Annotated in this window: 10 protein-coding genes; 7 read left to right on the top strand and 3 right to left on the bottom strand. The window is 46.0% G+C overall.

Annotated elements, in window-relative coordinates; genetic code table 11:
• Nucleotides 1–8: 8 nt before the first annotated feature.
• Nucleotides 9–2,318 (top strand): glycoside hydrolase family 3 N-terminal domain-containing protein, encoded by a 2,310-nt coding sequence (locus BW976_RS29030; protein ID WP_076372396.1) that lies wholly within the window; start codon nucleotides 9–11, stop codon nucleotides 2,316–2,318.
• A 3-nt stretch (nucleotides 2,319–2,321) separates the two neighbouring features.
• Nucleotides 2,322–4,490, top strand: a complete 2,169-nt coding sequence (locus BW976_RS29025; RefSeq protein WP_076372394.1) for a GH92 family glycosyl hydrolase — start codon at nucleotides 2,322–2,324, stop codon at nucleotides 4,488–4,490.
• 276 nt (nucleotides 4,491–4,766) lie between these two features.
• Here BW976_RS29025 and BW976_RS08465 read toward each other — a convergent pair whose 3' ends face one another.
• Nucleotides 4,767–5,558, bottom strand: a complete 792-nt coding sequence (locus tag BW976_RS08465; RefSeq protein WP_076372392.1) for an SDR family oxidoreductase — start codon at nucleotides 5,556–5,558, stop codon at nucleotides 4,767–4,769.
• A 135-nt stretch (nucleotides 5,559–5,693) separates the two neighbouring features.
• Between BW976_RS08465 and BW976_RS08460 the strand changes: the two genes are divergently transcribed.
• Nucleotides 5,694–6,224, top strand: a complete 531-nt coding sequence (locus tag BW976_RS08460; protein ID WP_076372390.1) for a lipocalin family protein — start codon at nucleotides 5,694–5,696, stop codon at nucleotides 6,222–6,224.
• Between the two features lie 367 nt (nucleotides 6,225–6,591).
• Here BW976_RS08460 and BW976_RS08450 read toward each other — a convergent pair whose 3' ends face one another.
• Together BW976_RS08450 and BW976_RS29315 are read right to left on the bottom strand one after the other, a co-directional pair.
• Nucleotides 6,592–8,079, bottom strand: coding sequence for an OmpP1/FadL family transporter (locus BW976_RS08450; protein WP_076372386.1), 1,488 nt, complete (start codon nucleotides 8,077–8,079; stop codon nucleotides 6,592–6,594).
• Between the two features lie 21 nt (nucleotides 8,080–8,100).
• Nucleotides 8,101–9,000 (bottom strand): hypothetical protein, encoded by a 900-nt coding sequence (locus BW976_RS29315; RefSeq protein ID WP_076372384.1) that lies wholly within the window; start codon nucleotides 8,998–9,000, stop codon nucleotides 8,101–8,103.
• 100 nt (nucleotides 9,001–9,100) lie between these two features.
• On the opposite strand from BW976_RS29315, the gene proS reads away from it, so the two are divergent.
• The 4 genes from proS to BW976_RS08425 all read left to right on the top strand — a co-directional run bounded on the left by proS (nucleotide 9,101) and on the right by BW976_RS08425 (nucleotide 15,171).
• Nucleotides 9,101–10,573, top strand: coding sequence for a proline--tRNA ligase (gene proS, locus BW976_RS08440; RefSeq protein WP_076372382.1), 1,473 nt, complete (start codon nucleotides 9,101–9,103; stop codon nucleotides 10,571–10,573).
• A gap of 86 nt (nucleotides 10,574–10,659) precedes the next feature.
• The gene (locus BW976_RS08435) at nucleotides 10,660–11,799 is read left to right on the top strand and encodes a cystathionine gamma-synthase (protein WP_076372814.1); all 1,140 of its coding nucleotides are present in this window, start codon (nucleotides 10,660–10,662) and stop codon (nucleotides 11,797–11,799) included.
• A 91-nt stretch (nucleotides 11,800–11,890) separates the two neighbouring features.
• On the top strand, nucleotides 11,891–12,742 hold the full coding sequence (locus BW976_RS08430) for a TIGR02757 family protein (RefSeq protein WP_076372380.1): 852 nt from the start codon (nucleotides 11,891–11,893) through the stop codon (nucleotides 12,740–12,742).
• Between the two features lie 431 nt (nucleotides 12,743–13,173).
• A complete protein-coding gene (locus tag BW976_RS08425) occupies nucleotides 13,174–15,171 on the top strand; it encodes a KUP/HAK/KT family potassium transporter (protein ID WP_076372378.1) in 1,998 nt (665 codons plus the stop codon).
• The last annotated feature ends 17 nt before the right edge of the window (nucleotides 15,172–15,188 follow it).

Here is a 15,188-nt window from a genome sequence, read left to right as displayed (position 1 = left end):
ATATCAGCATGATGCAAAAAAAATGGAGTTTAACGGTAGCGGCATTTTTGATCATATCTGCCGCCCATGCCCAGGTTTATAAAAATCCGAAAGCTCCAGTAGCCGCACGGGTCAAAGACCTGCTTGGCCTTATGACGCTGGAAGAAAAAGTGGGTCAGATGAGTATGAACTCCTTAAAAGGTTCATTAGATAATCCCATTGCTTATGGCGCATGTGAAAGTCCATTCGTTACTATCAATGAAATAGCGACTTTATCCATCAAAGCTAAAAAATACGCCCGCGAAAAAACACGGTTGGGTATTCCACCCATACAAATAGGCGAGTGCCTGCATGGACAGCTGGCAGCGGGGGCAACCATATTTCCGCAAGCTATAGCGCAGGGCAGTAGCTGGAATCCGGCGCTTATCAAACAAATGGGCTCGGTTATCGCTTATGAAGCTTCCTCATCCGGAGTTGACCAGGCTCTGTCGCCCTTGTTCGATCTGATCCGCGACCCGCGTTTTGGCCGTGTAGAAGAGTGTTATGCTGAGGACCCTTACCTGGTAAGTCAACTGGGAATTGCCTTTGTAACCGGCATGCAAGGCGATGCGGTGCAAAGTCTCATCGGTATTGGAAAAGATAAAGTGATGTGTACCGCCAAACATTTTGCCGCTTACAGTATCCCGGTGGCCGGTATTAATTTAGGGCCTGCCTCAATTGGCGAGCGCGAACTCCGGTCGATATTCCTGCCGCCCTTCCGCGATGTGGTACAAAAGGCCAATATCTACTCGGTGATGCCCTCCTATAACGAAATGGACGGGATTCCAGCCCATGCCAACCGGTTTTTATTGGAACGGGTATTGCGTAAAGAGTGGGGTTTTAAAGGTTATGTGTTTTCTGACTACGAAGGATTGAAAATGTTATATGGCTTTCAGCGGACCGCTAAAGATGCCGAATCGGCTGCGCCCATGGCTCTCAGTGCGGGTGTTGATCTGGAAGCGCCCAGTCCGGATGTATACAGTAAACTGATAGATCTGGTAAAAGCTGGCAAAGTAAAACAAGCGCAGATAGATACCGCAGTAGCCCGCATCCTGACCGCCAAATTTAAGGCTGGTTTGTTTGAAAAACCTTTGGTTGATACCTTACAGCTTAAAAAGCGCGTACATACCCCGGCGCACGTAGCCCTGTCGCAGCAAATAGCCGAAGAATCCATCATCCTGCTTAAAAACGATCAGCAATTGCTGCCGCTGAATATCAATAAACTGAAATCATTGGCTGTGGTCGGACCCAACGCCAACCAGGTACAATACGGCGACTACAGTTCCACCCGTGATAACCGATCCGGCACTACCGTATTGGACGGTATCAGACAATTAGTGGGAAATAAAATAAAGATAAATTACGCTAAAGGCAGCACGCTGTCTGGCCAGGATACTAGCGGTTTTGTGGAGGCGGTTACCGCTGCCAAAAACAGCGATGCCGTGGTGGTGGTTTTAGGTACAACCAGCGTAGTATTCTCGGGCATTGGCTGGAACGGGCACACGCCTGAAAGCGAACCCAAAGATCCGTTTACCTGCGGCGAAGGTTATGATGTGACCGATATCAATCCCGATGGGGTACAGCGCCAGTTACTACAAGCCATTTATAAAACCGGCAAACCCGTGATCCTGGTACTAGTGCATGGCCGGCCCTGGAGTATCAGTTGGGAAAAGGAACATATTCCGGCCATACTCGAAGCCTGGTACCCGGGCGAAAAGGGTGGCGCGGCAGTGGCTAATATCTTGTTTGGTAAGGTGAATCCATCGGGCAGGTTAAATGTGTCCATCCCGCAATCCACAGGGCATATCCCGGTGATTTATAATCATGTGAGTTCGGGCAGGGGCTTTTATCATAACCCGGGCTCACCGGATAAACCCGGGCAGGATTATGTTTTTTCATCTACCGATCCGCTCTTTCCATTTGGTTTTGGCTTGAGTTATACCTCGTTTAAATATAGTAATATGCAAGTTTCGGCAACATCGTTTGGCAAAGGTGGACAAGTGCAGGTTTCGGTGGATGTAACCAACAGTGGTAGCGTAGCAGGTAAGGAAGTGGTGCAAATGTACCTGGGCAATAAAGTGAACTCGGTAACTACCCCGGTGATGGCCCTGAAAGGTTTTGACAAGATAGCTCTGAAACCCGGCGAAACCAAAACGGTAAAGTTCAACATCACACCCGAAGATATCGCCATCTGGAATATGGATATGAAGCAGGTAACAGAACCCGGTACATTTGATGTGATGATAGCCCGCTCGGCAGAAGATATAGTGTTCACCAAAACATTGGAATATAAAGAATAAGCCATGCGTAAATACCTGTTGATCGGAATGCTTTGTTTATGCGGATGTTTTGGCGCTTATGCCCAGGGATATAGCCAATACGTTGATCCGTTCATTGGTACTTCCGCAACGGGACATACTTTTCCGGGTGCTACGGTACCGTTTGGTATGGTGCAGCTCAGCCCGGAAACGGGCAATTTTGGCTGGAACTATTGCTCGGGCTATCGTTATGAGGATACTGTGATCACCGGCTTTGCCCACACCCATTTAAGCGGCACAGGTGGTGTTGATCTGGGCGATGTGCTGTTCTTCCCCTTTCAGGGTAAAGATCCGCAGCTGTTCGTTAGCAGGTTTTCGCACAGGAAGGAAAAAGCTACTCCGGGTTATTATGAAGTGATACTGGATAATCACGACATCAAAGTGCAACTCACCGCCTCCGCGCATACCGGATTGCACCGCTATACATTCAACAAAGCCGGTCAATCGCACCTGCTTATTGATATGCAAAGCGGACTGGTGGAGAATGCAGAAGAGTTGAAAGAGCATGTATCTGAAGGGAGCATCACTGTCGATTCAAAAGCTTCTGTTAGTGGTTATGCTTTCAGTAGTCAATGGGTCGAAAAGAAAGTTTACTTTACCGCCCGGTTCAGCAAGGCTTTTACCGGTTCTCATTTTATCGATGAGGATCATCGGCGTTTGATAGTCGACTTTGATACCCAACCCGGCGAAACCATTGAAGCTAAAGTAGCCATATCGGGCGTAAGCATCGATGGGGCTCGTAAAAACCTGGCTGCTGAAACCGCGAATAAAACTTTTGATCAGGTTAAAGCTGAGGCCGCCAAAGTTTGGGAAAATTATTTCAACCGGATGAAAGCCGAAGGTACTACCGCGCAAAAGACTGCCTTTTATACCAGCATTTACCATGCCCTGATACAACCCAACAATATTGCTGATGTCGACGGGCAATATCGCGGTGCCGACGGGGAAGTCCATCAATCGGCAGATAAAGTGTATTATTCTACACTTTCTTTATGGGATACCTACCGTGCAGCACAGCCATTCTATACGCTAATGTGTCCGGATAAGGATGGGCAGATTATAGAAACCATGCTGCAGCATTTTAATACCGCCAAACTGTTACCCATATGGACCTTGTGGGGCAAGGAAAGTTACGCCATGATTGGTAACCATGCCGTACCTGCTATAGTGGATGCGGCGTTAAAAGGAATCAAAGGTTTTAACCGGGAGCAGGCTTTCGCAGCTATTAAAGCTTCGCTTACTAACAATAAAAGTCCGAAATACAACTGGGATACCTACATGCGTTATGGTTACTTACCGTCGGATTCTGTGAAACGCGAGGCCGTTTCCCGCACGCTGGAAGCCGCTTATGACGATTGGTGCGCGGCCCAGCTCGCCAAATCCCTGCATAAAACAGCCGATTATAATTATTTCAGCAAGCGCGCGCACTTCTATAATAACCTCTTTGATAAGTCAACCAACCTGATGCGCGGCCGTTTGGCTAATGGTGAATGGGTACGCCCTTTTGCCAAGCTGGATAGCGGACAACTGGCTATCGGTGGCGATTATACCGAGGGCAATGCCTGGCAATATGTATGGTCGGTGCAGCAGGATATTCCCGGGCTGATCAAATTGATGGGCGGGAGAAAACCTTTTATAGCTAAGCTCGATTCCTTGTTCAGCATGAGCTCCAAAGTGTTTGGCAAAGGTTCTACGCTGGATGTAACCGGGTTAATAGGACAGTACGCGCATGGCAACGAGCCTAATCATCATGTAGCATATTTATATACGCTTGCCGGTCAACCCTACAAAACGCAGCGCCTGGTACGCCAAATAACCGATCAGTTTTACCAGAACAAACCCGATGGATTGTCGGGTAATGATGATTGCGGACAAATGTCGGCCTGGTATATTTTTACAGCCATGGGTTTTTATCCCGTTAACCCCGTTGATGGCCGGTACGTTTTCGGCGCGCCGCAGCTGAGCAGGGTAAGCATGGCCCTGGCTAACGGTAAAAGTTTTGTGATCGAAGCCAAAGGTTTATCAGAAGCCAATAAATACGTGCAGAGTATTAGCCTGAATGGCATGTCTTATTTAAAAAATTATATCAGTCACACGGATATTTTAAAAGGCGGGAGGTTGATTTTTGTGATGGGCGATAAGCCGAGGGTGTGAAAAAATCTAATTTTAGTGAGTTAAATTCCCTCCCGTGGGAGGGGTGCGGTCAATGTCATTGAGTTAAGGGGAAACGCAATTCCGCAAAAGCCCCCTCTAAACGGCGAAGCCCTCATGTAATAATCTCCCCCGGAAGGGGAGACTTAGCTTCAATTTTTTAAAGTCCTCCCTACCGGGGAGGATTTAGGTGGGGCTCCATGTGCTTAACTTAATGACATTGCCCCTCCCGAGGGAAGGAATCGCACACGGCCGGGCTACAAGAGGGGAATTCAATTATTATTCAATCCTCACCTTATATCGATACCCTAAAACCTTCTCCACATTCACACTCCGCACAACCTTCCATTCCTTCAATTCATTAATAAACTCTGGTTTCTCCAATCCCGAATTAACAGCTGCTTGGGTATAAAATTCCGAACGGCCCGGATGATCAGGTGAGCAACCATTAAATAAATAACCGAATGCCTGACAGTCAATAATAGCCATGCTCAAACCAATACAATCATCCAAATGAATAAGGTTAACCGGGGCATTGCCATTGGCGATATCCTTTTTGCCGGCAAAGAATCTGCCCGGATCACGCCCCGGACCGATCAATCCCGCGAAGCGGATAATGGTGGTTTTAAATGTGGCTTCCACTCTGAACAATTCTTCCGCTTGGAACAATATCCTGCCTGCTTCGGTATTGGGCTGCGGATCGCTTAGTTCATGAACTTCCGAGTTTACATCGGCATAAACAGCCGTGGAGCTGATGAATACCACCTTTTTTACACTATGCTTTTTGATGGCGCTAATGACACCTTGTATCTTATCAATAAATTCAGGCCCTTCGCCACTCCTGCTTTTGGGGGGGATGCAGATAAAGAGGACATCGCAGGCAAAAAATGCATTGTCATAATGTTCGTTACCAGGTGAAAAATTCACCAGGTATGGCTCAATACCATCAGCAGCCAGCCCATCCATTTTTTGTGGTGATGTGGTAGAACCGTTGATGATGTGGCCTGCGCTGATCAATGCCTTTGCCAATGCCTGGCCGTACCAGCCGCAACCTAAAATACTGATGTTCATTTTCCGTGGCATTACCTGTTTTTGAACCCATTTTAATGGATTGGCGCAAAGGTAATTAAATATCTAAAGCGGAAAAATGCGTAGAATATGCGCTTTTGGGCTAAACTTTTTGTACTCTATAATCGTTGTTGTTGTATGAAAAAAGAGATTTTAGCAACATCTGTTGTTTTAGGTTTAGCTGCTTTGGCCCTGCAAGCCAGGTGCAAACCCTTAGAAACTGTTAAATACGTAGAATTAAAGAAATATTTAGGTACCTGGTTTGAGATAGCTGCCTTTCCGCAGGTTTTTGAAAAGGACTGCAGCTGCACATCGGCAACTTATGGGCTGGCGGAGGATGGCTCTGTGATAGTCAAGAACCGTTGTATTAAGAATGGCAAATTGAAAGTGACCGAAGGCCGTGCTTTTGTGACCGATCATACCAATGCGAAACTCGATGTAGAATTTTTTTGGCCCTTTAAAGGTAAATACTGGATCATTGACCTGGCCAAAGATTACAGTTACGCTGTAGTGGGTCACCCCAATCGTAATTATCTATGGATACTGAGCCGCCGCCCTACGCTGGATGAGCAAACCTATAATGAACTGGTAGTACGCGCCGCAGATAAAGGTTTCGACGTGCGCAAACTGGTAAAAACCGAGCAGATAGCTGATGTATCGGGGATATAGACGGTGGTTCTAATAAGCCATAAAAAGAATGTCATTTCGAACGGAGAGAGAAATCTTCTGCGCTGTATTATCACACTGTAAAAGATTTCTCCTCGTACCTCGTTCGAGATGACAGCTTGTTTTTGTTATTCCACTAAATGCTCCAAAATATCACTTACCTTTCCTTTTTGAGCCAAAGGTTAGACCTATGCCAACAATCAGTGTAGGCAACCACCAAAAGAAAGAATATTCTCCCATTTTACTTACAATTGGATTTAGTGGTGGGCCTTGATATGTAAATAAGGATGCTCCAAGAAAAAGCATCCCTATTCCTATAACGATCAGCACTATGCCGATTATTCTATATGTGGTCATTGCCAATATTTATTTAAAACCGATAACCCAAAGTCAAAAAGGCATTATCATTTGTTTTTTTGAAATTGGCAGTTGGGTTCCCATTGTTAATTAAGTAAGGCGAGAATGCTTCGGAACCGGTAACATGCGCATAAGTAGCATCCACGTAATATTGGCCAAACCTTAAACCAATGCCCCCGCTAACTGTTTTGATATCGCTGCTTACATCGGTGGCACCGGTGTTATTTTTAAACGGACTGCCTTGCTGGCTATAGCCACCGCGTAAGTAAAACATATTGGTTACGCGGGCTTCGGCGCCCACATGTACATTGACCGCCGATTTATAGTTGGCTTTAATAGCAGTGATATCATCGGTATTATCGTATGAGTCGTTGCTGCTGATGTGGGTTGTTGAATAGTCGATATATTCCACATCGCCCGATATAAAACCATATTTACCAATAAATACCGCTGCGCCACCGGCCAGTTTAAGCGGGGTACGCATGTTGTAATTAAGCGCATAATCGCCGGATGAGTTTGGCTGGTTACGGTTTCCGTTAATCGATGTTGCCAGTCCTTCGGCATATATGTCACTGATGCTGTAAAATGTTGGAGAGGTGAAGGTAAAGCCTAAACGAACTGCCTCCACAGGTTTGTAAATAACACCTAATTTAACATTAGCGCCTGAACCCCTGGTCGATTGATTTTGCGCGTAGTTGGAATTAAATGGCGTAGGGGTGCCGGTTGTGCCACCGTTAGTGATAGAGGCTGTACCATCTTCAATAAACTGGCGAGAATAATCATACCGCAGATCGGTTATGGCAACGCCTAAACCCAGGTACAGTTTATTGCTGTAGTTAGCGCCAAAAGCAAAATCAAACTCCGATTGACCACCAATACGCGAAATTATCCCGGTTTGGTTTACCGGTACGGATACCGTACTGGCAAAATCGGGTTTTTGCGTTGTGCCAAAATTATCAATCAGTTTATCTTTATAAGCCCATTGTGCAAGCGCATCATCCGGACGGTTATTGGCCGTACCTGCGTAATAATCAGATATGGAGTTAGATGCGTTTTTGCCGCTATAAGCTATATTCTCATAAAAGTTATTGGTGCGACTGTAACCCGCGCCGTAATTAATGCTGAGCCATCCTTTGGTTTTATCTCTGCCTTTTGGCGTATTGAGGCGCTGGTAAAACACAATGGACGCGTTGCTTAAGTTGCCGCTGTTTTTACTGGCGTTACCGGCTTGTCCAAAATAAGTGGAATTTACTTTCGATCCATTAAATTCAGGTGTAATGCTGAATTCTGAACGGGTGAAAAAGCCCAGGCCTGCAGGGTTGCCGCTAATAGAGCTCAGATCGCCGCCGATAGCGGTACCCGCGTTACCAATGGCTTTGATACGTGATGTAGAACCGTTTTGAAAAGTCGAAAAGCGGACTACATCCTGTGAGTACTGCGCAAAACTGGTTTTAGTAATAGCTACTATAGCGATTACACTAAGTAAATATTTTATTTTCATAGAATTTCAGGATGATAAAGTTTATGGTCTGCTTGGTCTGCCGCCACCGCCGCCGCCACCACCGCCGGAACTTCTGGAACCTCCACCCGAAGAATTGTTGGATGGAGCGGAAGAAGAACGATCAACCTGGGGCTGCTGATACTGGGGTTGCTGTTGTGTAACCGGCCGTGCATTGTCGGCATTTGTTTGTTGATATCCCGGACGTGACGGACGCGCATCTGTACGTGCCGGGCGCGAATAATTGTTGTTGGTGCCACGGCCGCCTGGTATATAGCCTATACCACCACCACCGGGTGATACGCGCGAGCCATAACCCGGTGTGCCGCTGGGAATACCCCTGCCTCCGCCGGCGCCAAATGGAATGCCCGGCCCCCTGTTTGGACGTGGCCTGCCGGAGGTGAAGTAATTGCTACCCCAATATCCTCCCGGATAACCGCCGCCGTAGTAGCCGCCACCATAATATCCTCCATAGCCACCCCAGCCCAGGCCTCCCCAGCCGCCGTAGCCATAACCCAACCCCCAGCCACCATAGCCGTAGCCACCATAACCGTAAGGAGAGTAGCCATAACCCCAGGGGCCATAGTTAAAGCCTAAGCTAAATCCATTGTTATAATAAGGGTCGCTGTAGCCGTAGTACAAATTGTCATAAAAACTAAAAGGAGAGAAATAGTTGAAACGGTTGATGCGCGATGCATAATCATCATAGTAAAAATAATCGTCATCATCGTCAATATAAGTCTGGCCTTGTGCCGCGTTCGGGTTATAATTATCGGCTGCGGCGTAAGTAGGTTCGTCACCAGCCTTTGCTTTCGAAAAATAAACGTCATCGCTGGTATCGGTATTGGCAAGCTTAGTTGTGGAGCAGGAACTCAACGCCATGGCGCCGATCAGAAAAATTCCTATAGCAATGTTCCGTTTCATATGCAGGTATGTGAAAAGTTCGAGTTCAAATAACTTTTTAATTTATAAATTTGGCGCAATATACAAATTCGCACAAGTCAAATTATATATTCCAATCAATATGAGTAAAGGTGTTATTAGTAAAGACGAAGATTATTCGCAATGGTTTAATGACCTGGTAATAAAATCTGATATGGCCGAATATTCGCCGGTTAGAGGATGCATGATCATTAAGCCGTACGGATACTCGATATGGGAAAAAATACAAGCCGTACTGGATCAGATGTTTAAAGATACCGGGCATAGTAATGCCTATTTCCCGCTGCTGATACCCAAATCCTTCTTTTCAAAAGAGGCCAGTCACGTAGATGGTTTTGCCAAGGAATGTGCTGTGGTTACTCATTATCGCCTAAAAAACGATGGCAATGGCAATATCATAGTTGATGAGGATGCCAAACTGGAAGAAGAACTCATTATCCGCCCAACATCAGAAACCATTATCTGGAACACGTATAAGGGCTGGATACAATCATACCGCGACCTGCCTATCCTGGTGAACCAGTGGGCCAACGTAATGCGCTGGGAAATGCGTACCCGTTTGTTCCTACGCACCAGCGAGTTTTTATGGCAGGAAGGGCACACCGCCCACGCTACCTCAGAGGAAGCGGTAGCCGAAACTGAGCAAATGCTGAACGTATATGCCGATTTTGCCGAAAACTGGATGGCACTGCCGGTAGTAAAAGGCCGTAAAACCGCCAATGAGCGCTTTGCCGGCGCCTTGGATACCTATTGTATTGAGGCTTTAATGCAGGACGGTAAAGCCCTGCAGGCAGGTACATCGCATTTTCTTGGGCAAAACTTCGCCAAGGCTTTTGATGTAAAATTTACGAACAAAGAGAATGTTCAGGATTTTGTTTGGGCAACTTCATGGGGTGTATCTACCCGTTTGATCGGTGCCTTGATCATGGCTCACTCTGATGATGCCGGATTGGTATTGCCTCCAAAACTGGCACCTATTCAAGTAGTAGTTGTGCCTATATACAAACACGATGAAGAGCTGGACAATATTGCCGCTTACGTAGCCGGTTTAACCAAGGAACTTAAAGCAAAAGGTATCTCTGTAAAATTTGATAAACGCGACACCCACCGCCCCGGAGCCAAATTTGCCGAGTACGAGCTGAAAGGCGTACCATTGCGCGTAGCTATCGGCAGCCGTGATATGACAAACGGCACTGTGGAGCTTGCCCGTCGGGATACCAAAACCAAGGAAACCGTGAACCAGGAAGGTTTAGCACAGCATATTGAAGCTTTGCTGGATGAAATTCAAAATAACATCTACAAAAAAGCCTTCGATTTCCGGGCCGAAAATACCACCGAGGTTGATACCTACGATGAGTTTAAACGCATGCTGGATGAAGAGCCAGGTTTCCTGAGCGCTCACTGGGACGGCACACCAGAAACCGAACAAAAGATAAAAGAGGAAACTAAAGCGACAATCCGTTGCATACCTTTGGATAACAAACAGGAAGAAGGTAAATGTATTTTGACAGGAGCACCTTCTAAACAAAGAGTTCTCTTCGCGCGCGCGTATTAGAGCCAGCCTATAGTTCATGGTTAATAGTTCATAGTCAAAACTATTAAACCATGAACTATGATCCATTAACCTATGAACTACCAATTATGAAATTTGCAACAAAAGCTATACACGCAGGGCAGGAGCCCGATCCAACAACCGGCGCTATCATGACGCCGATATACCAGACATCAACCTACTGGCAAAAATCGCCGGGTGATAATAAAGGCTATGAGTACTCGCGTGGTACCAACCCAACCCGCAAGGCGCTGGAAGACTGTTTAGCAGCATTGGAAAATGCTAAATTCGGACTCGCATTTTCAAGCGGAATGGGTGCTACCGATGCGGTAATGAAACTCCTTGCTCCGGGCGATGAAGTGATCACCGGGAACGATCTTTACGGCGGCTCGTACCGCATCTTTACCAAGATATACGCTAACTACGGTATCAAATTCCATTTCCTTGATCTGTCGAACCCCGAGATCATCCGCGAGTATACCAACGATAAAACCAAGCTCATCTGGATAGAAACGCCAACCAATCCCACCATGCAAATTGTGGATATTGAGGCGATCGGCAAAATATCAAAGGAAAAGAACCTGCTTTTTGTAGTAGATAATACCTTCGCTTCGCCATACCTGCAAAATCCTATCGACCTGGGTGCCGATGTGGTAATGCATTCGGTAACCAAATACATTGGCGGTCACTCTGATGTGGTGATGGGCGCCCTGATGCTGAGCGATGAGGAATTGTACAAAAGACTGTGGTTTATTTATAACGCCTGCGGCGCTACCCCAGGCCCAATGGATAGTTTCCTGGTGCTGCGCGGTATCAAAACCCTGCACCTGCGCATGAAAGCCCATTGTGAAAATGGAAAGCAAATAGCAGAGTTCCTGAAAACACATCCCAAGGTAGAGAAGATATACTGGCCGGGCTTTACCGATCATCCAAATCACAAAGTTGCTAAAAAGCAAATGAAGGATTTTGGTGGTATGATCTCTATTGTATTGAAAGGCGCCGATCTGCAGGAAACTTTCCGCATTGCGTCATCATTTAAAATATTTTCATTAGCCGAGTCGTTAGGCGGTGTTGAATCACTCATCAATCACCCCGTAAGCATGACCCACGGTTCCATCCCCAAAGCCGAGCGCGAAAAAGCCGGCGTGGTTGACAATCTGCTGCGCCTGAGCGTAGGAGTAGAAGATATTGAGGATTTGCTGGAGGATTTGAAACAAGCTTTAGCTTAGAAAAGAATCAAGAAGTTAGAATCAAGAATTAAGATTTGGCTGCAACGTTTTTCTTGACTCTTGATTCTTATCTCTTGACTCTATCATAATTATGATCGAAAACGTAAAAGCCTTCCTCGACGCTAAAGTAGCCCAATATAACCAGCCCGGTTTTATTGAGAACGACCCGATATCCATCCCGCACATGTTTACTCGTAAGCAGGATATTGAGATCATGGGTTTCTGGGCCGCTACTTTATCCTGGGGGCAGCGTGTTACCATCATCAAAAAATGTAAGGAGCTGATCACCCTCATGGATGGCGCTCCCTATGATTTTATCGTCAATCATGAAGAAGTAGACCTGAAAAAGCTGCTCAATTTTAAGCACCGCACTTTTAACGATATTGATACCCTGTACTTCATTGCCTTTTTCAGATATCATTACGAAAGATTTGATTCGTTGGAGGATGCGTTTTTGCCCGCAATTATAAAAGAATTTGTCATCCTGAGCGATAGCGAAGGATCTAATCGGCAACAGGTTCTCCGCTCCGCTCAGAATGACAAGGCAGTTGGGGCTGAAACGGCCCTGAACCACTTCCGTTCCTATTTCTTTTCCCTGCCCGATTATCCGCACCGTACCAAAAAACATGTATCTTCCCCCTCGCAAAAGTCTACTTGTAAGCGGTTGAATATGTTTTTGCGCTGGATGGTGCGCCAGGACAATTGCAGGGTTGATTTTGGGATCTGGAACCGTATTAAACCGGCCGATCTCATCTGTCCGCTTGATTTGCATGTGGATAGGGTGGCGCGTAAGCTGCTCCTCATCACCCGCAAACAAACCGATTGGCAAACCGCCGAAGAACTCACCACCCGCCTGCGCGAGTTTGACCCATCAGACCCCGTAAAATACGATTTCGCCCTCTTCGGCCTCGGCATAGAAGAACGCTGGGGTGTGCAATTTTAACTCTGTTTTATAAATCATTCATTTATCTCTTCCATATGTCATAGGAGGAGAAACGACGAAGCAATCTCGTAGCTATTCCTGCCGATGACAACGCGAGGAGATTGCCACGCTAACGCAATGACATATTGGGTAGTTTTATTGGTAAAATCGGGCACGCCAATAACTCTATCAAAATGATAAAACCTATCAAAATGATAGGTTTTTAAACCGAAATGAAAGTGATGTAGTTTTAGTTATATTTCTGTTATACAAAGTTTTATCTAAATAAAAACTCTCCCGGCACGCATTTTGGCTAGGGTAAATCATCAATCAAATTAATGTATGACGGTGTTGTTTTCTGAAGTTGCCAATCAAAAAAATAAAAACAATGGCACAAACCTCACTGGTAATCTTTGCTCCGTCATATCAATCCCTCTTTTTTATCTCATTAAATGAATTCGCACGTTAAGCAACTTTCTTTCGCGGGTCTGATAGTTACCCTTGGTATTATTTTTGGCGATATCGGTACTTCGCCCCTGTATGTTTTCCAAACTTTACTGGTTGAAGGCGGCAAGGTAGACATGGCCCTGGTATTAGGCTCCATATCCTGTATCTTCTGGACCCTCACCCTGCAAACTACCTTTAAATATATCGTGATCACCCTGCAGGCCGATAATAAAGGGGAGGGGGGGATATTTTCCCTTTATGCACTGGTAAGGCGTTATGGCAAATGGCTGGCTATCCCGGCCATTGTTGGTGCTGGCACACTGCTGGCCGATGGTATCATTACCCCGCCCATATCCGTAACATCGGCCATTGAGGGGCTTAACCTGGTGCCTGCCTTTGCGAGCGTTATTGTGCCGGGTAATAATCTTATTTTGATCATCGTGATCAGTATCATTATCCTGCTATTCTTTTTTCAGCAGTTTGGTACCAAGGTGGTAGGGTCTGCTTTCGGACCCATCATGCTGTTGTGGTTTGTGATGCTGGGCATTTTGGGTACCATGCAGGTAATGCACCACCCAACCATCTTTAAAGCTTTAAATCCGTATTACGGCGCACGCTTACTGATGGATCACCCTAAAGGTTTTTGGCTCCTGGGCGCGGTATTTTTGTGTACCACCGGTGCCGAGGCTTTATATTCCGACCTGGGCCATTGCGGGCGTAAAAACATCCAGGTAAGCTGGATATTTGTAAAAACCACCCTGGTTTTAAATTACCTGGGACAAGGTGCCTGGGTTTTGGCACAAGCGCCGGGTAAAGATTTTACTGGTGTTAACCCCTTCTTTGAAATTGTACCGCACCAGTTCCTTATCCCCGGTGTAGCGTTGGCCACCATGGCTACCATTATTGCCAGCCAGGCGCTCATCAGCGGATCGTTCACCTTGATCAGTGAAGCGGTAAGCATGAACTTCTGGCCGCGTATTACTATTAAGTATCCATCCAACATACGCGGACAGATCTATATTCCCAGCATCAACTGGATCCTTTGTGGAGGTTGTATCCTGGTATCCCTGTACTTCAAAACATCCGCTGCCATGACGGCCGCCTATGGCTTTAGTATCACCATAGCCATGCTAAGTACCACCATTTTAATGTATTACTTTATGCGTTATGTAAAGCACTGGCCGGTATGGATGGTTACCATGATACTGTGCGTGTTTTTAACCGTAGAGTTCTCGTTTTTTGTAGCCAACGCTGTGAAAATTATACATAGGTTGTTTTTTGTAGGCTTTGAAATTGGTTTGATATTTACCATGTACGTTTGGTTTAAGGCTCGCAAGATCAATAACCGTTTCCTGCATTTTATCGATATCAAAGAACAATTGCCATTGTTGAAAGCCCTGAGTGCCGATACTACGGTAAACAAATATGCCACCCATTTAATTTATTTAACCAAGGCCAACAACGGCAAGCAGATAGAAGAAAAGATCATTTACTCGATCATGAGCCGCAGGCCTAAACGTGCCGATACCTACTGGTTTGTGCATATAGAACGTACTGATGAGCCTTATACCATGGAGTACAGCGTTGACCAGATAGAGCCCGGCAAGGTGATCCGGATCGAGTTTCGCTTAGGTTTCCGGATACAGCCAAGGGTAAATGTATTGTTCAGGAATGTGGTAGAGGACATGGTGCAGCGTAAGGAAATTGACATTACCAGCCAGTACGAATCATTGAACAAGTACAAGATAGCGGCCGATTTCAGGTTTGTGATCATGGAGAAATTCCTGTCGTACAATAACCTGTTCAGCACATCTGAGGCATTTATCCTGAACAGTTACTTCGCCATCAAAAAACTGGCCCAGTCAGAAGCCAAAGCCTTTGGCCTGGATACCAGCGAAACCCGTATTGAAAAAATACCGCTGGTGGTAAAACCCGTGAGCAACGTTCACCTTAAACGGATAGACCCGGTTACGTATAGTAATGGTGTTTTGGAAGTAGACTGATCATATCAGACTTAAGT

This window comes from Mucilaginibacter lappiensis (assembly GCF_900155965.1).
GTDB classification, from domain to species: Bacteria; Bacteroidota; Bacteroidia; order Sphingobacteriales; family Sphingobacteriaceae; genus Mucilaginibacter; species Mucilaginibacter lappiensis.
This window is presented reverse-complemented; position numbering and strand designations above follow the sequence as displayed.